Below are 20,914 nucleotides of genomic sequence, written 5' to 3'. Positions count from 1 at the left end.
TCGGCCGCGACGGCGGCAACTGGAGCTTCGAGTTCTACATGGAACAAAAACACGTCGGCTTCGCAACCGGAAACCACAACATCATGCAGCTCGGGAAACTGTAACCGACTGCACTCGAAATACGCGCGAAGAAACTCTAACTCCAGGAGGAGACCATGGGAGAAATCGTACTTGCCGCCAAAATGACTCACGTGCCTACCCTGCTCATGTCCGAGCAGGAAGGACCGATCAAAGGCAAGCGTCAACCGGCTATCGATGGCCACCGGGAGATTGCTCGTCGCGCCAAGGAACTGGGCGCAACAACGGTTGTCATCTGTGATACGCATTGGGTGTTGAACGCGGGCTTTCACATAAACGCCAACGACCATTTTGAGGGTCTATTCACGTCGAATGAATTCCCCCAGTTCATTCAGGACCTGCCCTATAAATATGAGGGCAACCCCGAATTGGGTGATGCGATTGCGCGGATTGCGACCGAAAAGGGTGCTTATACGTTGGCCCATCACCTGGACAGCCTTGAGGTGGAATACGGCACGCTGGTGCCGATGCGGTTCATGAGCCGTGAACACGAAATGAAAGTGGTGTCGATCGGTGCGTGGTGCACCGTGCACGCTCATGACGAGAGCCGTATCGTCGGCGAGGCAATCCGCGAAGCAGTCGAGGCCAGCGACGAAAAGGTGCTGCTGGTTGCGTCGGGTTCGCTGTCGCACAAGATCTGGGCCAACAAGGACTATGCCGCCAATAACGGCACTTTCACAATCAGCTCAGAATTCAATCGCCAGATGGATCTGCACGTGCTGGAAATGTGGAAAAACGGCGATCACGCTACGTTCCTCAAGATGCTGGGTGACTATGCCAACTTCTGCTGCGGTGAAGGTTCGATGCATGATACCGCGATGCTATACGGCGCACTCGGCTGGGACGCTTACGACAAGAAATGCGAGGTTGTGACCGAGTATTTCCCGTCCTCAGGCACCGGTCAGACTAACGTCATATTCCCGGTCTGAGGATCGCGGTTTCCATTCCGATTGCTTGCCCCTGGTGCCTTTTGGCGGGGCAAGCCGTTGATCTATCTAATTCGAACTGATGCAGGTCCCCAAATGTTTCCTTTGAAAGACCCCGGTTTGCTGCGAGAGGCCGCCCTTGTAGGTACACGCTGGATTGAAGCTGACCCGGCCAACGGCCTTGCCGTCACCAACCCTGCCACCGGCGAAGTTATTGGTCATGTTCCCAATCTGGGCGCCGCCGAAACCGCCGAAGCTATTGCTGCTGCCGAGACCGCGCGCCATGAGTGGGCTAAACGCACCGCCAAAACGCGTAGTCAAATTCTGCGTCGCTGGTACGAACTGATGATGGAGAACCAGGACGATCTGGGCGCCATCCTGACAGCTGAGCAGGGCAAGCCACTGGCCGAAGCCAGAGGTGAGATCGCCTATGGTGCCAGCTTCATTGAGTGGTTCGCAGAAGAGGCCCGCCGCGCCTATGGTGATGTCACCCCAGGCCACGCTCCAGACAAACGCATCCTGACGATCAAACAACCCATCGGGGTTGTAGCCGCGATTACGCCGTGGAATTTCCCAAACGCTATGATCACGCGCAAGGCTGGCCCTGCTCTGGCGGCGGGCTGCTCCATGGTTCTGAAACCGGCCAGCCAGACTCCATTCTCAGCTATCGCGTTGGCGGTTCTGGCCAAAAGAGCGGGCCTGCCTGCGGGGCTGTTCTCGGTCGTCACCGGCTCAGCGCGTGGCATTGGCGGCGAGATGACCGGGAACCCGACAGTGCAGAAGCTGACCTTTACCGGTTCGACCGAGATCGGAACGCTTCTATATGCGCAATGCGCGCCAACGATCAAAAAACTGGGGTTGGAGCTGGGTGGCAATGCGCCCTTCATTGTATTCGATGATGCTGATCTGGACGCCGCTGTGGAAGGAGCGGTGATCGCCAAATTTCGAAATAATGGTCAGACCTGCGTTTGCGCCAACCGCATTTACGTGCAGGCCGGTGTCTACGATTCCTTTGCCGCCAAGCTGCGCGACAAAGTAGCGACTTTGCCCACTGGTAATGGCTTTGACGAAGGTATCATATTTGGTCCGCTGATCGATCAGGCGGCTGTCGACAAGGTTGCTGAACACATCGCTGATGCGACCTCGAAAGGTGCCGAAGTCACTCTGGGCGGCAATTCACACGATCTGGGTGGCACATTCTTTGAGCCAACCATTTTGACCGGTGTTACTTCGGAGATGGCGGTCGCGACCGAAGAGACGTTTGGCCCGGTCGCACCCCTTTTTAAGTTCAACACCGAAAGCGAAGTCGTCGCTGCGGCAAATAACACCGAGTTTGGCCTTGCCTCATATTTCTATTCCCGCGACCTGGCTCGCGTTTGGCGAGTTTCCGAGAAGCTGGAATATGGCATGGTCGGAATCAACACCGGCCTGATCTCGACTGCGGAAGCTCCGTTTGGCGGGGTCAAGATGTCTGGTCTGGGCCGTGAAGGCTCGCGCCATGGGCTGGATGACTTCATGGAACTCAAATACCTGTGCATGGGCGGCATCGACACCGCCGAGGAGGCTTAATGCGCTTTGCTACTTTCACCGCCGAAGGGGATACCTTCTTTGGCGCGATTACCGATGATGGTGCGATTGCCCTGAACGGTGATTTCCCCGAGTTTTCCAGCCTGTATGAGGTCATCGCTGCGGGTGAGTTTAGCCGGTTGGCTGCGGCGGCCGAGGGTAAGCCTGTGACCCATTCCGATTTCATCTATGAAATGGTGATGCCGGATGCCCGTCGCATTCTGTGCGTCGGCGTGAACTTCCCGGACAGAAATGCGGAATACAAGGATGGCAGCGCGCAGCCGGAATATATGTCGCTGTTCCCCCGCTTTGCCAGCGGCTTTACCGGCCACAACCGCCCGCTGATCCGCCCGCCGGAAAACCACACGCTGGATTACGAGGGCGAAGTGGCCATTGTGATCGGCAAGGCGGGCCGCCGGATTTCGCAGGACGAAGCCTATGACCACATCGCCGCTTTGACGCTGTGCAACGAAGGCACGATCCGCGATTGGGTGCGCCATGCCAAGTTCAACGTGACTCAGGGCAAGAACTGGGACAATTCAGGGTCGATCGGCCCGTGGCTGGTGCCCTTCACCGATCCGGCGCAATTAGATAACGCCCGCATTCAGACCCGCGTCAATAGTGAATTGCGCCAGGACGACACCCTTGACCGCATGATGTTCCCGATCCGACGCGAGATCGAGTATATCTCGACCTTCATGACGCTGAAACCGGGTGACATTATCGTAACCGGTACTCCTACGGGAGCGGGTGCGCGCTTTGACCCGCCAAAATATCTTGCACCGGGTGACGTGGTCGAAGTTTCCGTCGAAGGTATCGGCACCCTGCGCAACACGGTCGAGGATGAGAAGGTATGACGCCGGAAGAGCACGCCCGCGCGGCAGCCGACCTGCTTCAGGCTGAACGCACCGGCGACCAGATCGGTCTGCTGAGCCTGCGCCACCCCGAGATGAATATGGACGACGCCTATGAGGTGCAGAACGCCATCTTTCGCCAGAAACTGGCCGAGGGGCGCAAGATCATCGGGTGGAAGATCGGTCTGACGTCGAAAGCGATGCAATATGCGCTGAACATCGATATTCCCGACAGCGGCATCCTGTTTGATGATATGGCGTTTGAAAACGGTGGTACGGTTCCTGCGGGCCGTTTCATCCAGCCCCGGATCGAGGCTGAAATCGCCTTTGTCATGAAATCCGCAGTCGGTGGCGAGAATGTCAGCCGCGACGATATCGTATCCGCCACGGACTACGTCTCACCGGCGATTGAAATTCTGGACACACGTATTCAGCGTCAGGACCCCGAGACTGGCAAGGTCCGAACCGTCTTTGACACAATCAGCGACAATGCGGCCAATGCGGGCATTGTGCTGGGTACAGAGCAGCACGCGATTGACGAATTCGACCTGCGCTGGGTTGGTGCCTTGACCTTCCGCAACGGTGAGATTGAGGAAACCGGCCTTGGGGCCGGCGTATTGAATGATCCTGTTGAAAGTGTTGTCTGGCTGGCCCGGCGCATGGCGCAATACGGACAAAGTATTGAACCCGGACAAGTGATCCTGTCGGGCAGCTTCATTCGCCCCGTCGAATGCCCGCCAAGCACAGAAATTCACGCCGATTTCGGACCCTTCGGCTCGGTCGATATCAAATTTGATTGAAGGAGCACCTTAATGCCCGCGCCAACAAACCCCTTCAAGGCCGCACTGAAAGCCGGAAAACCCCAGATCGGATGTTGGATTGGGATGGCCAATGCATATGCCGCCGAAATCGCCGCCACATCCAGATTTGACTGGCTGCTTGTTGACGGGGAACATGCCCCGAACGATCTGCGGTCTATCCTTGAGCAAGTGAGGGTCATCGAAGGCACAGGTAGCCAGCCGGTAGCGCGCCTGCCAATTGGCGAGACCTGGATGATCAAGCAATATCTCGATGCTGGCGTCCAAAGCATATTGGTGCCAATGGTTGAAAGCGGCGATCAAGCGCGGGAATTGGTGCGCGCGGTGCTATATCCACCACATGGAGTTCGAGGCGTTGGGTCTGCTCTGGCGCGTGCTTCGCGTTTCGCGGCGATCCCGGATTACCTGACAACGGCAGGCGACCAGATTTGCCTGTTGGTTCAGGTGGAAAACCGCCTTGGCCTGGATGCACTGGATGACATTCTGACGACAGATGTCGACGGCGTATTTATCGGTCCGTCAGATTTGGCTGCGGATATGGGGCACATCGGCAATGCTGGCCACCCCGACGTGGTCGAAGCGGTTTTGGACGCGTTGACAAGGATCGTGGCCGCGGGCAAGGCAGCGGGCATCCTAACGTTGGACCCCGTGATGCAGCGCAAGTGTCTGGATCTTGGGGTTACGTTCCTGGCCACGAATATCGACGTAACACTTTTTGCCAAGTCTATGCGCGGGGCGGCCGAAACTGCGTTGGAAATGTTGCCAGACCAGTGCGCATCTGGAAATGCGCGAACAGAAATGGCCAGCAAATATCTTCAGCAGTAATGCAAGCACTGGTCCCACAAAGGGCAAGTCGAATTTGACGCAACTGAAGGAAACGTTTCGTTTGAAAACCGGCGCGCGGTTGCGATGAAAGCGACGGACGAAGGGCTGGAAATAGTTGCTTCAGTCGGCCCACGTGAGGATTTGAACTTTTGGATGGGTGTTATAGAGGACCACCTGAAACGCTTTGCATTTCGCGAGGAGTTCGAGGTTGTTTGGAATGCATAACGCTGGAATGCAAGGGCAACCGAGCGCGCCCGGGACTCTCGGACACCGCCGCAGGCTACAATTTGTAGTCTGCGGGTATTCGACAGGACCCTGCACCGGATTCTGACTCGGGTAAAACAAGCCGCAACTGCGGATTTTCCAAACCTAAAGCGGCATCATCCTCGACAGACGTTGTGACAGTGGAAACAGACAGGCTTGCAACGAGTGATAGATGTCCGGCTTGCCGTCAAAGATGGACGTCACAACAGCCCCTGCCCTATCTACTGCTGGATACCAGCCGCCATGCTGATGATCGACAAATGTTTCATTAGCATAGGTCCAGAGCTTTCTGTACCACTCCTCGTCTTCTGGCCTTCTGTCTAGCACGATCAGAGCGGCAACCGCCCCGATGGCTTCGGTGATGGGCCACCAGAACCGCGAAGCGTTGGCAACGCGGCCATCAAAATCAAGTGTGTAGGCCAACCCGCCATCAGGCAGCCACGCATCTTTCAAAGCCTGCGCAATCAGGTGGCGCGCCGTGTTCGGAGCATTAGGGCTCGTTCGGCCTGACAAATCCCAATGCTGAAGCTGAAGCCGACCCAATTCGAACGAATGCCCCGGCGTTGTTCCGGAAGGCCTGAACATCGGATCCCCCGCATAATCCCGATTAATTTGCCAATCAGACGAATAGTGTTCGGGAAGACGCCAGTTTTCACCGGGTGCAATTTTGCCAATGAAAAAGTCCAGAATGCGACCGGCGCGGGACAGGTAGGTTTCGTCCCCTGTTGCCTCAAAGGCAGCCAGCATCGCCTCAACGCCGTGCATATTGGCATTCATTCCACGATATGCGGAAAACGGCGTCCAATCCCTGTTCCATTCATCGCGAAACAGGCCCGCTTCTTCGTCCCAGAAGTGTTTTTCCAGAACATTTCGGACATCTGTCGTTAGTTTGTCTGCATCCGGGTGACCCGCCATTTTCGCACTTGCCGAGGCAAGAAGGACAAAGACGTGCCCATAAGCAAGCTTGCGGTCATCCTTGATCTGATCCCCTTCCAGCGCCCAAAGATATCCGCCGTGGTCGCGATCTCGGTGATGGCTTTCAAGAAATGCCATACCGTGATCAATGATCCGTTCAGCACCTTGAAAACCAGACAGATGTCCTAATGCATAAGAATGAATCAACCGGGTTGTCGTGTGCAGCTCCTGCAGCTTGCCGGGCAGCGGGCGACCATCGTGACCAAGTGTATAGAACCCGGGCTCATCCCGGCAACTCGCGCTGAAGAACGTAAGTTGCCGCTTGGCCTGGTTCATCAACCAATCGCGGTGTCTTGGCGTTTCAATCCAAAACCCGGTCTCGGACTGTGACCCCGGAAGCAATAACTGATTGTCGTTCATCTAAATATCCCGCGGATGGAGTCCTGTCGTGCGCGACTTGGCCCGATCTTCCAAATTGCCCATCATCTCAGCAAGCCCGTCGCAACGCTGTACCATCCGAGGCAAACAGATGTGCATTCTGTGCTTGAATGCGCAAACCGAGGCGATCCCCGGATTTCACGGGGATATTGCCATGCTTGCGCACCATCATGGGGCCGATCCCCTCGGCATTGACGTAGATGTTCGTGTCCGACCCCAGATGTTCAACAACATCCGCAACGGCCGACAGATCACCGGCACCGTTGTCCACGACATCGATGTGTTCCGGCCTTACACCCAGTTCTTTGGCCTGAGCGGTAAGGGGTTGATCGAGGATTTTTATTTCAACCCCATTCCCGACATTCACACCAGTTTCAGTTCCCAATACAGGCACAACATTCATGGTGGGTGAACCGATAAACTGCGCAACAAACTTGTTGGCCGGTCTTTCATAAAGCTCAAGCGGGCTGCCGACTTGCTGGATGTCGCCTGCGTTCAGAACAACGATCCGATCTGCCAGCGTCAACGCTTCGACCTGATCATGGGTCACATAGATCATGGTCGCGCTGAGCTTTTGATGCAGCCGCGCAATCTCCAGCCGCATCTCGACACGCAAAGCGGCGTCAAGGTTTGACAATGGCTCGTCAAACAGAAATGCGCGCGGGTCTCGGATGATGGCCCGCCCCATGGCAACCCGCTGACGTTGACCACCCGAAAGGGCCTTGGGCAAGCGATCCGTCAATTTGGTCAATCCCAGCGTCTCTGCCGCCTGGGCGACCTTTGATATGCGTTCAGCCACCGGAGCTTTGCGGATTTCCATTGAGAAACCCATGTTTCGCGCGACGTCCATATGCGGATAGAGAGCGTAGGATTGGAACACCATCGCGATGTCCCGGTCCCTTGGCCTCACATCGTTCATACGCTCGCCATCGATCAGAAAGTCGCCGCTTGATATCGGTTCAAGGCCAGCAACCATGCGCAGCAAAGTGGATTTGCCGCAGCCTGACGGGCCGACCAGAACGATGAACTCGCCATCCTGAATTTCAAGATTGATGTTGCGCAGGACCTCAACGGATCCATAGCGTTTTGCAACGTCACGAAGTTCGATACGTGCCATGATCTGGCCTCCTATCCTTTGACCGCGCCGGACGTGAGGCCCTGCACGAGATAGCGTTGAATGAAGATGAAAAAGAGGCAACTTGGGATCAGAGCCAGCACGCCGGCCGCCATCATTTGCCCCCAATCGACCGAGAATTTGGAAACAAATGTCAACAAGCCAACCGGGAATGTCATCGCGTCGTTCTTCGAGATCAGCATCAACGCAAACAACAGCTCGGACCACGCGGCAGTAAAGACAAACCCAAGCGTCGCCCCTAACCCGGGCAATGTCAGCGGGAACACCACTTTGCGCAGCGCCTGAAACCGTGTACAGCCATCCATCATCGCCGCATCTTCCAGATCTTTGGGTATGCCATCAAAAAATGACTGCATCAGGAATGTTGCAAAGGGGATGTTGAACGCCGTGTAGACCACGATAAGGCTTGTCAGCGAATTCAGCAGCCCCAGGTCCGCGATGATCTTGTAGATGGGTGCTATGATCATCAGCAGCGGGAACATCTGGGTGACTAGCATCAAGGCGATGATGATGCGTTTGCCCGCAAAAACGAAGCGGGAAAAGGCATAACCCGCCCCAGCCGCGAACAAGGTCGTAAAGAACGCCGCGCCCAGCGACACCACAAGAGAGTTCCGGAAATAGGCCACAAAATCGGTCTGAAAGATAACCGTTTTGAAGTTTGAAAAGGTCACCTCGCTTGGAAACAGGCGGGTGCCCTCTGAAAAGATCAGCGCGTCCGGCGTCAACCCGATCTTGAGCAACCAATAAAGCGGGAACAACGCAAAGATCAGATAGAACGCAAGTGCCGCGTATTTACCCACAACCAGCAGGGGGTTGGGTTTCCTGACAGCTGACATGGTCAACTCCTCAAATCTTGACCAGCTTCTTGCGAAGCCAGAGCAGGATAACGGCGTAAATCAGAAGGATCAGCAGCAGCGCCACAGCAATGGTTGACGCGTAGCCGAAGTCCAATTTGCGAAATGCGGTGGTGAAGATATAGGTCGACAGGATTTGCGTCGAATTGGCAGGCCCGCCGCCGGTCATCACATAGATCAGGTCGGCGAAATTGGCGATCCAGATCGTCCTCAGCATCACTGTGATCGCGATCATCGGAGCAAGGAACGGCAACGTGATCTTGGTGAAAGTCTGCCAGGGGGTCGCGCCATCAACTTCTGCCGCCTCATAAAGCTCACCGGGTATCGATTGCAAAGCCGCCAGCAGTGTGATCGCAAAGAAAGGAACGCCGAACCAGATATTTGCAGTGATCGGGCCCCATATGGCAAGCTTGGGATCGCCAAGGATATTGTAGGGCTCTGACAGAATACCAAGGGCGGCCAGCCAATGCGGTAGCGGGCCGATGACAGGGTTAAAAAGCCACGCCCATGTCAGCGCAGAAAGGAAGGTCGGGACAGCCCAGGGTAGGAAAACAAGCGCCTGAAAAAGTTTCTTTCCATAGAACTGCGTATTCAAAAGCATGGCAAGGCCAAGGCCAAGCAGAAACTGGAACGTTATCGACCAAAAGGTCCAGAACAGCGTGTTCTCCATTGCGATCCAGAACTTGCGGTCTTTCCACAGATCAACGTAGTTTTCAAACCCGATCCAGCCAGAAGCAAAAGGCTTCAACAGCTCAATGGATTGGAACGAATATGAGATTCCGATGATTAGCGGAACCATGATCACCGCACCGATCAGAAGAATTGCGGGTGACAAATAGAAAAACGGCTCGACCATGTATTGCAGGTAGAGCGAGCGTCGTGCCCGGGTTTCCCCGGGCCTGACAGTTTTCTGAGTGCGCGAAATCACTGTTTTGCCTTCCACTTGGCGTGCTCGTCAGTGAGGAACTCAGCCCACTCGTCCGCGACGTCCTGCGCGCTGCGCTGCCCCAACAGGGCTTCCTGACTGGTTTCCAGCAGAAGTGTGCTGCCGAAGTAGCCCCACTGCTCCAGGTTGGTTGGCATTGTTGTCGGCACATATTGCTCACCGTTCAGTTCTTCGAACCAGCCTTTGAATTGCTCGGTCTGGAAATGAGGATCCTGGTCGGCGCCTTTGTGGATCGGAATGACGCCAACACGCTTTGCCCACGTGGCGTTGGCTTCGGGCGTCGACAGGGCCGCGACCAGATCAAAGGCTTCGGCTTCATGTTCAGTTGCACTGAAGATCGACCAGCCTGCGAACCCAATGGTCGGGAAAGCTTTGCCCGAAGGCCCAACAGGCATCGGAATGACCGCGAAATCTTCGGCAGGCATCCGCTCGGCAATAGCGATCAGTGCGTCCGGGTCCTGATCGAGGAATGCACAGGTGCCGGAATAGAAACCAGCCACAATCTCGTTAAAGCCCCAACTGACGGCATCCTTGGGCGCATATCCGTTCTGATACATGTCGATCATGAACTGGATGCCTTCGACCGATCCGGGCTCGTTGATGCGGCTGGTGCCGTCTTCTGTGAAAAACTCGTTGGTGCCGTTCATGGCTGCGGCGAACATGATCCAGCCATTTGTTCCACCGGGACCACCGCGCAGACAGTATCCGTACTTGCCTTCAAGCTCGGACACCGCGGCAGAGGCAGCCTTGAACTCCTCCATCGTAGTCGGAGGGGTGTCGATACCGGCTTCGGCCAGCAGTTTTTTGTTGTAGAACATCGCCCGCAGGTAGAAGCCGTACGGGATCATATAGAGATCACCCGCCTGGCTGCCCATGGCAACGGTCTTGTCTGTCAGCGTTGCCCCGTGTTCCCATCCAGCGACATGGTCCTTGAGACTGACCAGCTGGTCGGACCCGGCATAAAGAGCCTGCCAGGTATCAGGCATTTCAACCACATCCGGGATGTCGCCACCTGCCACCATTGTCGCCAGCTTTTCGAACGCGTTGCCCCACGGCAGCGATACAATCTCGACAGTGACGTCGGGATTATTGGCTTCAAATTCATCAACCAGCCCCTGAAGCACCTCTGTACGCTCGGGGCTCGTAATAACCTCGACCAGTTTCAGTGTGGTCTCGGCATAAGATGCCGAACCCATGAACACGGCCGCAGCCGTCATTCCTGATAGTAGTTTTTTCATGTTTTCCTCCTGTTGATTTTATTGAGCGAACAGTTCTAAGCCGTGCTTTCGGCGAGAGCCGAAGCAAAATCGGCCCACAAGTCTTCTGCCGACTCGAGCCCCAAACTCAGGCGCACCAGATTGGGTGAGACCCCAAATTTCTGCATTGAGTTCTGTTCGCCAGCCTGAGCAAGCCCAACGCGTGCAGGCAGGATCAGACTTTCGAAGCCGCCCCAGCTCACGCCGAGGCGGAATAGGTTCAAAGCATCAGAAAACTTTGCGATGTCGACACTGTCATCAAACTCAACCGACATAAGTCCGGACCGCCCCGTCAACCCGGGAACGTCGTTGGCCCCGGGTGAGTTGACTCGCCTCACCTGCGGAACAGTGGCCAGGTGATCGACGAACAAGTTGGCCGTCGTCTGATGCTGCATCATGCGCGCATGCAAAGTACGCAGGCCGCGCGTCAACAGGAACGCTTCAAAAGGTGCCAGTTTAGCACCAAGCAAAGGAAGTGTCAGATCACGGATGCGGGCGATATGGTCCCGGGAGGCAACCACCACGCCCGCAACCGTGTCCGAGTGCCCCGAAATGTATTTCGAGGCCGAGTGGATGACGATGTCGATGCCCAATGCGAGGGGGCGTTGGAACACCGGGCTTGCCCATGAATTATCAATCATCGTCAAGACGTTGTGGCGTCTGGCATGCTCTGCGACGCGACGTAGATCCATCGCCTCAAAAATGATCGATCCGGGGCTCTCCAGATAGGCCACCGTTACATCGGCAAGCAGATCGGGGTCGTTCTCGAAACGCTCCGGCGCATGGTAGTCGATATGCACCCCGAACGGGCGCAGGATGCGCTCCATGAACCGGAATGAATCCGGATAGACATGTTCGACGCAGGCAATCCGGTCACCGGGTTTGACAAATGCCAGCAGCGTTGAGGAAATGGCCGCCATCCCGGAAGCAAATGCAACGGCTGCCTGACCTTGCTCGGCTTCAGCCATAAGCGTTTCAAACGCGGCGACGGTCGGGTTTTCCACGCGCGTGTATATGGCCGTTTCTGATCTTCCGGCCATCCGGTCTTCAAAACTTTGGTAATTGTCGAAGGTGAACAGTGACGTTTGAACGATCGGCGGCGTGACCGAACCAGCCGCATTCGGGAAGGTTGCCGCAAGACGCGTCGAAAGGTCTTCGTAGTCAGACATTCTGGCTTTCCATGATTTCTAGGACTTCTGCTTCGACCATGTCCATGATCGCGCCGATAATACTTGCGGCTTCGTCTGCACGGCCGGAGACAACTGCTTCGGCCAGCGGCGCATGTATTGGAATTGAGGCCTGACCCAAGTGTGGTTGACCGAAGGGCGTATCATATACTTCGTGAAAAGCTTTTTGAATTTGCCGGATCAACTGCCCGAAAAGTGGATTTCCGCAGGCTTCATGCAGTGCTGCGTGAAACCGGTAATCGGCCGGCCGCCAATCCTCACCTGCAGAATGCACAGCTATGAGTTCTGCAACGCGGGCCGAAATCAAAAGCCGCTGCGCGTCTGAGCAATTCAGTGCTGCCAACCTTGCTGCCTCGATTTCCAGTGGCCGGCGCACAGCGTGTGTTCGCAAAAGGCTTTCGGCTTCGAGCTTCAGCGTGAGCGGGAGATGGATCGTATTGGCAGATACCTCGGCCGCCAATCGCGTCCCGGCTTTCTTGTTCCGCACAACGATGCCCATGTTCTGCCAACTTGTCAGGGCCTCGCGAACCTTCGCCCGTCCGATCCCAAGCTGATTTGCAATTTCGATCTCTGGCGGCAGGCGATCCCCTACTTTCAACCCTTCCAGTTCGATCATTCCAGAGAGAGCCTCCAGAACGTCCCGGCCGCTGCTGCCAGCCGGTAGCACCTTCAAAGTGTTGCCGACACTCTCAGCTTTTTCCTTTGGGGGCGTTCTTTTGACCACGCGCGGCTTCTCCGATTCGTATTTCATTCACTTTTACATTTAATGTAGGACAAAATAAACAATAATGTCCGACATTAAAAAACGCTTGTCATCCTTACAGTTGAAGTCGAAAATCCGGTCTCGGTCATTTCGCGGCGGGATCAATGCAGCCTTAATCGCCTGCGGCTTGTTGGCGGGCTGCGGTCTTCGCGCGTCCGTCTATTTGCTGTATTCCGCCCGATCTGCTGTAATCCTGAAACGCCCGCCCAGCGGCGCCTGTAATTGCCGTTAGATTTTTGTCAGCTACGGCTGAATAGTGCTTCTTTACGCTAGGGACCCGCGGTTTCTTGCCCAAAAAAAGATGTGCAAACTTGGCAAGGCTGATCTAACTTTTTAAATGCGGGGGCGCATCTCCGGATAATATGGATTTAAAACATTGAAACCTGAACACCGCGTATCTGCGGCCCCCCGGCATGAACTGCGCAATGTGCGCAATCAGGGGATCGCGTTCCTTGCTTTGGCGTTCTTGTTCAGCATTTTTGTGAACCTGCTTATGCTGACGGGCCCATTGTTCATGTTGCAGGTGTATGACCGGGTATTGGGCTCGCGTGCAGTGGAAACACTGACAGCGCTGTTTTTGTTGGTGGCGTTGCTTTATGCGCTGATGGCGATGCTGGATTTTGCCCGCGGACGCATCGTGGCCCGGTTCGGCGCACGGTTCCAGTCACAGTTGGATGAGCGCGTCTTCGAAGCAACGCTGCGGCGTTCACTTTTGCCGCAAATACGATCTGCCCCGGCAACGGCCTTGCGTGATTTGGAATCCATTCGAAACCTGTGCTCATCCCCCGTTCTGCTGGCGGTGATGGATATTCCATGGACGCCTGTTTTTCTGGGTGCGATTTTCCTGTTTCATCCCTTGCTGGGCTGGCTGGCCGTGGCAAGCGGTGTTCTGCTTGTCGTGATTGCACTGCTCAATCAGGCTCTGACCAGCAGAAAAGTCGCTGAAGCACAAACTGCAGCAGCGCGGGCAAACGCCTTTGCGGAACATGCGAGACAAGCGGCAGAGGTTGTGCGCTCACAGGGTATGCAGGCGGACGTGACAAAGCGGTGGTTGGACCAGCGTTCGAATGCCTTGCGCCAAACCATTTCGGCCAGCGACTGGACAGGCAGTTTTACGTCTTTGACCAAGTCGTTACGACTGTTTCTTCAATCTGCAATGCTTGCCTTGGGCGCGTGGCTGGTTTTGCAAAACGAAATGACACCGGGCGCGATGATCGCGGGTTCAATCCTTTTGGGTCGGGCCCTCGCCCCGGTCGAACAAGCGGTCGGCCAATGGGGCATGATCGAACGTGCGCGAACGGCCTGGACTTCCCTAAGCCGGTTTTTGGATCAGACCCCTCCCGAAGAGCAGCGGATTCGCTTGCCCATCCCGAAAGCGCAGTTGGAAGCCAAATCGCTGACTGTCATTCCCCCCGGGGCAACAACGCCAACGTTGCGGAACGTGAATCTGAAGCTGCAACCGGGCAAGGCGCTGGGTGTCATCGGCAAAAGCGGATCGGGAAAGACGACACTGGCCAAGGCGTTGCTGGGGCTTTGGAATCCGGCAGCCGGTGAAATTCGACTGGGTGGTGCCACTCTGGATCAATATGACTCCAACGATCTGGGCAGCCATATCGGATATTTGCCGCAGCAGGTTACCCTGTTTAACGGGACCGTGGCCGAGAACATCGCCCGGATGTCAGAAAACCCGGATTCCGAAGCGGTGGTGGCCGCAGCCAAGAAAGCCAATGCGCACGACCTGATCCTGTCTTTGGAGAAAGGTTATGGTACCTTCCTTGAAGGCAATGACAGTCAGTTGTCAGGCGGGCAGAAACAGCGCATCGCTCTGGCCCGCGCCCTCTATGGCGACCCTGTTCTGCTTATTCTCGACGAACCAAACTCGGCACTGGACGCGGATGGCACCGAAGCCTTGAACGCGGCCGTGAGGGGGCTCAAGGCGGCAGGCAAAGCCGCCATCATCATGACACACCGCCCGCAGGCCATTTCGGAATGTGACGATCTGGCCGTTGTCGAAAAAGGACAAGTGGTCAGGTTCGGCAGTCGTGACGAGGTTCTCAGCGCAATGGTGCAGAACGCGGGCGCGATTAAGCGCAAGCTTAGCCCCGTAGGTGAATAATGGCAAAAAAGACGACCAAGAAGCAGGCGCAGGCCTGGAGTATGAGAATTCCCGCCCTGGTGGGATTCGCCGCACTTGCCATTTTGGTTGGCGGATTGGGTCTTTGGGCAGTGAAGACGCGCCTCGCAGGTGCGATCGTATCCTCAGGCGTGATCGAGGTACAAAGCAACCGTCAGGTGGTAGAACACCCCGATGGCGGCGTTGTTGGCGAAATATTTGTACGCGATGGTGATGTGGTCGCCTCGGGCGAGATGCTGTTGCGGCTGGATGATACTTTCCTATCGTCCGAACAGACGATTGTGGAAGCGCAGCTTTTTGAGCTTCTGACACGGCGTGTCCGGCTTCAGGCCGAACGCGACGGGCTTTCGTCGCAAGAGTTGGCGGCGCAGTTGCACGAGGTTCAGACGGAATACAGCATTGATCTGGACCTGATCGAAGGTCAGCAAAACCTGTTCGACGCCCGGGTGGAAACCCTATCCAAACAGCAAGAACAGCTGAACAAGCAGCTGGTTCAGATCGAGAGCGAGATTGAAGGCACGCAGGCCCAACTCGTTTCGCTGCGCCGTCAGGTTGAATTGATCGAGGATGAGCTGGAAGACCAGCAAAGCCTGTTGAAACGTGGATTGACACAAACCAGTCGTGTACTGGCCCTGCAACGGGAAGAAGCCAGCCTGACAGGTGAAATAGGCCGACTGGAAGCCGCTGTCGCCCGCCTCAAAGGGCAGATCGCATCAACCGAGATCCAGATCGTTGAACTGACTGCAACCCGCCGGGAAGAGGCAATTACCACGTTGCGGGACGTACAGGCGCAAGTTGCTGAACTATCGGAACGCCGACTGTCCCTGTCCGAGCGGCTGACACGATTGGACATCCGCGCACCGGTCAGCGGAACAGTATATGGAAGTCAGGTCTTTGCCCTTCAGTCTGTCGTTCAGCCGGGTGAACCCATGATGTATGTTGTTCCACAGGATACGCCATTGCTTGTCGCCGCGCGCGTTGACGCGATCCATGTGGATCAGCTGCATGTGGGTCAACCTGTCGCCCTGCGGTTTCCGGCCTTCAATCAGCGTGAAACGCCTGAATTGGACGGGCAGGTCAAAAACGTGTCAGCCGATACATTCACGGATGAAAAGTCCGGCTTTACATTCTACCGCGCCGAAGTGGTTATGAATGATGGCGAGCTGGACCGTCTCAACGGTCAGGAGCTTTTGCCGGGTATGCCTGTTGAGACACTGATCAAAACCGATGAACGCACCCCGTTGTCCTATCTGGTCAAGCCGATGGCCGATTACTTCAATCGTGCATTTAGGGAATGACGGCAGGGCTATCTCTGGATAACTGCGCTTTCCCATTCGGCCAGAAAACGGCGGCGTTTTAATCTGTCCAAAAACGTCATCAGCGCTGGATCCAGCCCAATCGTTTCACGTTCTTCGTCCGTGTCAAAAGGTGCCAAAGGCGGGAGGGTGTGGCCCCCACCTGACTGCGTGGATTGCTTTGATACAAGGTGACGAACAAAAGACGCGGCAAATTCGGGTACGGGTGTACCTTCAAGAACCATCACCGTGCGCATCATGGTCGTCTGAAAATCCGACGGCAGGATAACCTCAAGCGTATCCTTGTGCCCGGCGCGCGCATCCGCATAGCTGCCAAGTACATTATAGGCTACGGCGATCTCACCTTTGACAAGATCATCAATCATGTCGCCGGAACAGCAGTACAGACGCACATCCAACCCGCCCATGACTTCCATCAGACGCCAGAACGTTTCTGACGCACGGGCATCCTGCGTCGCAAACAGATACCCTAGACCGGACTGACGGATGTCATAAGTTCCCACCCGGCCCCGAAAACTGTCCGGTCGCATTCGAAGGGCTTCAATCAATTGCTGTCGGGTCTCTGGGACAGGCGCACCGGAAAAGGCAGCACGGTTAATCACGATGGTCGCGGGCTCGAACGTGAAGGCGAAAAGACTGCGATGCCACTGCGCCCAGGATGGCAGCGATATGTCATCGATCACGCGTCCATATCCGTCATTGGCCAGTTTCAGTTGCAGGTCCATGGCGCTGGAAATGACAATATCGAAATCTTCCGGTGCGGCGCGAACGATCCGATCGATGTCAGCAGTACCCGTCACCAAATACTCGACAGAAACGTCAGGGTTTTCCTTGATAAAGCTGGAAATCATAGGCTCAAACAAAAACGTATCCGTGCTTGAGATGACCCGAATATGAGCCTCGTCTGCTTCGGCGTTGAATACTTGCCGATCCTCCCAGACTTGCGCCTGTGTGACAGCGGGAAACCAAAGGAAGACTACAGCGATAATGTAACGCATGCGCCGCCTCCCTGTCTGTTGGACAAGTCAAGCGCTCCACCATGCGCTGTTGCAACGTCCTGCGCGATGGTCAGGCCCAAACCGGACCCAATGGTACCACTTGCGTTCTTACCCCGTTCAAACCGACGCGTGAGAGTGTCAATTTCGTTTAAGGGAAACCCCGGGCCACGGTCTTTTACCCGGATTTGAGCCCGTGGCTCCGACGTGACTTCGATGCGAACAGAACTGTCGGCCGGAGCATATTTAAGTGCGTTGTCAATCATGTTGCGCACGGCGTTTTGAATGAGGATGGGGTCACCTGAATACATGACCTGTGGGTCGCCACAAAGCGACAACGACAAGTCCTTCATCTCGGCAATTGGTGTCAGGCGCTGCACAAGGTCACTGACCAAAGCGTTCAGGTCAATGTCTTCCCGCTCAAGGTGGTCAGCCCGGAACGTGATCATCGCATGATCCAACAGCTGTCCGGCTGCACGAGAGCTTTCATCAATGGCGCGCACCATCGAACGCAGCGCCTCGCGGTTTTCTTCTTTTTCAACCCTTTGCAAAGTGGCGTCAGCATAGGACCTGACCGTAGCAAGAGGAGTGCGAACACGGTGGGCCGCCTCGGCAATAAAGTCTTCTGACTGGCTGAGTGACTGATCAAGCCGACCCATCAATGAGTTCAGCGAAGCAACCAAGGGGGCCATTTCGCGGGGTACCGGCTTTTTGAACGGGCTCAGATCCTGCGGCCCACGGCGGGTGACAGAGGTTGTCAATCTATTCAACTGCCCGATGGTCGAGGACGTCGCCCAGAAGGAAAGAGCGGCAGCAAGGGCAAAGAACCCTACGCCCAGAATCGCTGCATTGCGCGAAATCTGGTCCAGAGTTTCGGCCAACGCGTCTTGTGTCTGCCCCAGCGCGACCACCAGTTCGGTTTGCTTATCCAATCCCACCAAAGTCCGGCTGGCGCTGACCTGACGAATGGTTTCACCGCGAATCTGACTGGAACTGAAAAGCGACTTTCCGTCACGCGGTCCAATGGTCGGTGGAAAATCCTCGTAGCCGGAAAGAAACGTGCCGTCCTGAAAAATAGAATAGAAGATCCGGTCGTCCGCAGGGGTGCTTAGCATCGCGAAGGCGGCATATGGGATATCAACCTCCAACTCCCCTTCCCGCAAAGCGGCCGCATCGAGGATTGAGGCCACTGATGCACCAAGTATGTTGTCTTGCCCCTGTTGCGCGACCTGCGCAGCATAGTTTCGGACTGCGACAAACAGCAGGAACGCAAGTATGGCCGCGCCGCCGATCAGTGTCAGAACCAGCCTGTTCCGCAGCGATCCTGACACATTGGGATCAGGAGGCATGGTCAAGTCTGTATCCCAGCCCACGAAGCGTGGTGATCTTCAGGTCCGAGGGTTCCAGATGCTTGCGCAAACGGCCCACATAAACTTCGATCGCGTTATCAGAGACATCATCATCATAAGAAAACAGCCGGTCCGTTAGTTTTTGTTTCGAAAAAACCTGACCAGGTGCGCTGATGAACAATTCCAGCAGGCGCAGTTCACGATTGCGCAGCGACACGGTCTCGTCACCCACGGTCAGATGGCCAGCCAGGGGATCGAATACGATGCCGCCGACTTCTATCGTTGTCTTCGTATTCCCGGATTTACGACGCAGAACTGCGCGGCAGCGCGCTTCAAGCTCGGCATGATCAAACGGTTTGGTGACATAATCGTCAGCACCAAGATCAAGCGAGCCGATTCGATCCGAAACCTGACTGCGGGCCGTCAAAACGATCACCGGCGTGTCCAAATGGCTCGCGCGATGCCGCTTGAGGAAATCGCGACCGTCCCCATCCGGCAGCATGATATCCAGCAGGATCAGATCGTATTCCTGAGTTTCAACGAAGGCAGTAGCATCACCTAATGTAGACGCGTTATCAACCACATGCCCGTCTAACCTCATGCGGGAACTGATCGCGTTTGCGAGGTCTAGATTGTCTTCGACAAGCAGAAATTTCATCGGACTATAATACTATTCTCGCGCGTGACAGGTTGATGTCAGGTTGGTGTGTTTTTGTTCTTCCCAATCTGAGCCGCCATGCGGCCCGTTGTCAAATGGGAGGACATCATGACAACATTCGCACTGGGCCGTCGCGCCCTTATCGCAGCTGTTGCTGCAGTAGGTCTTGCAGGACCTGTTCTGGCTGAAGACCAGGTAGTGGACAGCATCCACTTTCTGATCCCCGGCGGCGCCGGTGGTGGTTGGGACGGTACCGCCCGCGGCACCGGCGAAGCGCTGACGAACGCCGGTCTTGTGGGCACCGCGTCTTATGAAAACATGTCAGGCGGTGGTGGCGGCAAAGCCATCGGCTATCTGATTGAAAACGCCGACAGCAACCACGGGACATTGATGGTAAACTCCACGCCAATCGTGATCCGTTCGTTGACTGGCGTGTTCCCTCACAACTTCCGCGACCTGACGCTGGTGTCGGGTACGATCGGTGATTACGCAGCCATAGTTGTCGGTAAAGACAGCCCCATCAATTCTATGAGTGATCTGCTGGCAGCTTTCGACGCCGACCCCGGCAACACGGCCATCGGCGGTGGCTCGGTTCCTGGTGGTATGGACCACCTGATCGCAGCCATGGTGATGGAAGCGGCCGGAAAAGATGCGCTTGGCGTGAAGTACATTCCATATGATGCGGGTGGCAAAGCCATGGCTGCCCTTCTGTCCGGTGAGATCGCAGCGCTGTCTACAGGTTTCTCTGAAGCCGTCGATCTGGCCAACGCAGGTGAAGTTAAGATCATCGGCGTCACATCGGCAGATCGCGTAGATGCCGCCCCAGACGCGATGACCATGAAAGAACAGGGCATCGACACCACCTTTGTGAACTGGCGTGGCTTCTTTGCGGCCCCGGGTCTGCCCGAGGACAAGCTTGCAGCCTACCAGGCCGCGATTGCCAAGATGTACGACACCCCGGAATGGGAAGAGGTTCGTGCACGCAACGGTTGGGTGAACATCCACAACTCGGGCGATGATTTCCGGTCATTTCTTGAGCAGCAGGAACAACAGATCGGTGATCTGATGAAGAAGCTGGGCTTCCTCTGAATACAACTTGGGCAGAGCGGTAACCCGCTCTGCCATCCCTGACGACGAAAAAAGGAGGGGGTCTCATGGCGCTGGATCGCTGGATCGCGCTCATTCTTCTGGGTGTTTGTTTAACATATGGCTACGCCGCTTGGTTCACGATGGACAGTAGTCTTCCCCCTTTCATGCAGAGAAACCCCATATGGCCAAGCACTTTCCCCAAAGTGCTGTCTATTCTGGGGATCATCACGGCCACGATCATTCTGCTGGGCTTTGAAAAGGCTGAACCCAGCGAACCTGAAATCGACTATCGGCGGTTGGGCGATTACCATCTTGGTCAGGCGATCATGCTGCTGGTTCTGATGGTCGTCTATGCGTTGTGCCTGCGCCCCGTCGGGTTCCTGATCTCAACTTCGGCCTTCCTGATCTTTGGGTCTTTTATCCTGGGTGAACGAAAATGGCATATCATGCTGCCCGTCGCCCTGATCGCCACCGGTACGGTCTGGTATCTGGTTCAGGAAGTCCTTGGCATATACATGCGCCCTTTGCCCGGCATTTTCGGAGGCTGA

General features: G+C 55.8%; 19 protein-coding genes and 1 pseudogene. 10 read left to right on the top strand and 10 right to left on the bottom strand.

Going from position 1 to position 20,914, the window contains the following annotated elements:
- The first annotated feature begins 155 nt into the window (after positions 1-155).
- The 6 genes and pseudogenes from hpaD to ACR0CE_RS15935 form a co-directional block, all read left to right on the top strand.
- Positions 156-1,007, top strand: a complete 852-nt coding sequence (gene hpaD / locus ACR0CE_RS15960; protein ID WP_480488665.1) for a 3,4-dihydroxyphenylacetate 2,3-dioxygenase — start codon at positions 156-158, stop codon at positions 1,005-1,007.
- Between the two features lie 93 nt (positions 1,008-1,100).
- Positions 1,101-2,573 (top strand): NAD-dependent succinate-semialdehyde dehydrogenase, encoded by a 1,473-nt coding sequence (locus ACR0CE_RS15955; RefSeq protein ID WP_480833162.1) that lies wholly within the window; start codon positions 1,101-1,103, stop codon positions 2,571-2,573.
- Positions 2,573-3,427 (top strand): fumarylacetoacetate hydrolase family protein, encoded by an 855-nt coding sequence (locus ACR0CE_RS15950; RefSeq protein ID WP_480833161.1) that lies wholly within the window; start codon positions 2,573-2,575, stop codon positions 3,425-3,427. The genes ACR0CE_RS15955 and ACR0CE_RS15950 overlap by 1 nt, the downstream gene beginning before the upstream one ends.
- Complete coding sequence (gene hpaH, locus ACR0CE_RS15945; protein WP_480833160.1) at positions 3,424-4,224, top strand: 2-oxo-hept-4-ene-1,7-dioate hydratase; 801 nt, start codon at positions 3,424-3,426, stop codon at positions 4,222-4,224. Before ACR0CE_RS15950 ends, hpaH begins: the two co-directional genes overlap by 4 nt.
- Before the next feature lie 12 nt (positions 4,225-4,236).
- Positions 4,237-5,067, top strand: a complete 831-nt coding sequence (locus ACR0CE_RS15940) for an aldolase/citrate lyase family protein (RefSeq protein ID WP_480833159.1) — start codon at positions 4,237-4,239, stop codon at positions 5,065-5,067.
- A gap of 12 nt (positions 5,068-5,079) precedes the next feature.
- Positions 5,080-5,292: pseudogene (locus ACR0CE_RS15935) on the top strand (DUF2218 domain-containing protein); the annotation flags it as partial.
- Positions 5,293-5,436: 144 nt separating this feature from the next.
- On the opposite strand, the gene ACR0CE_RS15930 reads toward ACR0CE_RS15935, so the two are convergent.
- From ACR0CE_RS15930 to ACR0CE_RS15900, 7 genes are all read right to left on the bottom strand, one after another.
- A complete protein-coding gene (locus ACR0CE_RS15930) occupies positions 5,437-6,666 on the bottom strand; it encodes an AGE family epimerase/isomerase (protein WP_480833158.1) in 1,230 nt (409 codons plus the stop codon).
- A gap of 67 nt (positions 6,667-6,733) precedes the next feature.
- Positions 6,734-7,801: an ABC transporter ATP-binding protein gene (locus ACR0CE_RS15925; RefSeq protein WP_480774240.1), complete on the bottom strand. Its 1,068-nt coding sequence runs from the start codon at positions 7,799-7,801 to the stop codon at positions 6,734-6,736.
- An 11-nt stretch (positions 7,802-7,812) separates the two neighbouring features.
- Complete coding sequence (locus tag ACR0CE_RS15920) at positions 7,813-8,655, bottom strand: carbohydrate ABC transporter permease (RefSeq protein ID WP_480477286.1); 843 nt, start codon at positions 8,653-8,655, stop codon at positions 7,813-7,815.
- Between the two features lie 10 nt (positions 8,656-8,665).
- Positions 8,666-9,616 (bottom strand): carbohydrate ABC transporter permease, encoded by a 951-nt coding sequence (locus ACR0CE_RS15915; RefSeq protein ID WP_480833157.1) that lies wholly within the window; start codon positions 9,614-9,616, stop codon positions 8,666-8,668.
- Positions 9,598-10,857, bottom strand: a complete 1,260-nt coding sequence (locus tag ACR0CE_RS15910; RefSeq protein ID WP_480774237.1) for an ABC transporter substrate-binding protein — start codon at positions 10,855-10,857, stop codon at positions 9,598-9,600. Before ACR0CE_RS15910 ends, ACR0CE_RS15915 begins: the two co-directional genes overlap by 19 nt.
- Before the next feature lie 35 nt (positions 10,858-10,892).
- The gene (locus ACR0CE_RS15905) at positions 10,893-12,044 is read right to left on the bottom strand and encodes an aminotransferase class I/II-fold pyridoxal phosphate-dependent enzyme (RefSeq protein ID WP_480833156.1); all 1,152 of its coding nucleotides are present in this window, start codon (positions 12,042-12,044) and stop codon (positions 10,893-10,895) included.
- Positions 12,037-12,813: a FadR/GntR family transcriptional regulator gene (locus ACR0CE_RS15900; protein ID WP_480484349.1), complete on the bottom strand. Its 777-nt coding sequence runs from the start codon at positions 12,811-12,813 to the stop codon at positions 12,037-12,039. The genes ACR0CE_RS15905 and ACR0CE_RS15900 overlap by 8 nt, the downstream gene beginning before the upstream one ends.
- A 388-nt stretch (positions 12,814-13,201) precedes the next feature.
- Here ACR0CE_RS15900 and ACR0CE_RS15895 point away from each other — a divergent pair, with 388 nt between their 5' ends.
- Complete coding sequence (locus ACR0CE_RS15895; RefSeq protein WP_480484348.1) at positions 13,202-14,941, top strand: type I secretion system permease/ATPase; 1,740 nt, start codon at positions 13,202-13,204, stop codon at positions 14,939-14,941.
- Positions 14,941-16,257 (top strand): HlyD family type I secretion periplasmic adaptor subunit, encoded by a 1,317-nt coding sequence (locus ACR0CE_RS15890; protein WP_480833155.1) that lies wholly within the window; start codon positions 14,941-14,943, stop codon positions 16,255-16,257. The genes ACR0CE_RS15895 and ACR0CE_RS15890 overlap by 1 nt, the downstream gene beginning before the upstream one ends.
- Before the next feature lie 8 nt (positions 16,258-16,265).
- Here ACR0CE_RS15890 and ACR0CE_RS15885 read toward each other — a convergent pair whose 3' ends face one another.
- Genes ACR0CE_RS15885 through ACR0CE_RS15875 form a run of 3 tightly spaced genes read right to left on the bottom strand, consistent with a single transcriptional unit; the run spans position 16,266 to position 19,277 of the window.
- Positions 16,266-17,273: an ABC transporter substrate-binding protein gene (locus ACR0CE_RS15885; RefSeq protein WP_480833154.1), complete on the bottom strand. Its 1,008-nt coding sequence runs from the start codon at positions 17,271-17,273 to the stop codon at positions 16,266-16,268.
- Positions 17,252-18,619, bottom strand: a complete 1,368-nt coding sequence (locus ACR0CE_RS15880) for a sensor histidine kinase (protein WP_480588529.1) — start codon at positions 18,617-18,619, stop codon at positions 17,252-17,254. Before ACR0CE_RS15880 ends, ACR0CE_RS15885 begins: the two co-directional genes overlap by 22 nt.
- On the bottom strand, positions 18,609-19,277 hold the full coding sequence (locus tag ACR0CE_RS15875) for a response regulator transcription factor (protein WP_267366073.1): 669 nt from the start codon (positions 19,275-19,277) through the stop codon (positions 18,609-18,611). Before ACR0CE_RS15875 ends, ACR0CE_RS15880 begins: the two co-directional genes overlap by 11 nt.
- Before the next feature lie 108 nt (positions 19,278-19,385).
- Between ACR0CE_RS15875 and ACR0CE_RS15870 the strand changes: the two genes are divergently transcribed.
- Together ACR0CE_RS15870 and ACR0CE_RS15865 are read left to right on the top strand one after the other, a co-directional pair.
- On the top strand, positions 19,386-20,366 hold the full coding sequence (locus tag ACR0CE_RS15870) for a tripartite tricarboxylate transporter substrate binding protein (protein ID WP_480833153.1): 981 nt from the start codon (positions 19,386-19,388) through the stop codon (positions 20,364-20,366).
- A 65-nt stretch (positions 20,367-20,431) separates the two neighbouring features.
- Positions 20,432-20,914 (top strand): tripartite tricarboxylate transporter TctB family protein, encoded by a 483-nt coding sequence (locus tag ACR0CE_RS15865; RefSeq protein WP_267366075.1) that lies wholly within the window; start codon positions 20,432-20,434, stop codon positions 20,912-20,914.

It is taken from the genome of Ruegeria sp. L11 (genome assembly GCF_056531755.1).
This window is presented reverse-complemented; position numbering and strand designations above follow the sequence as displayed.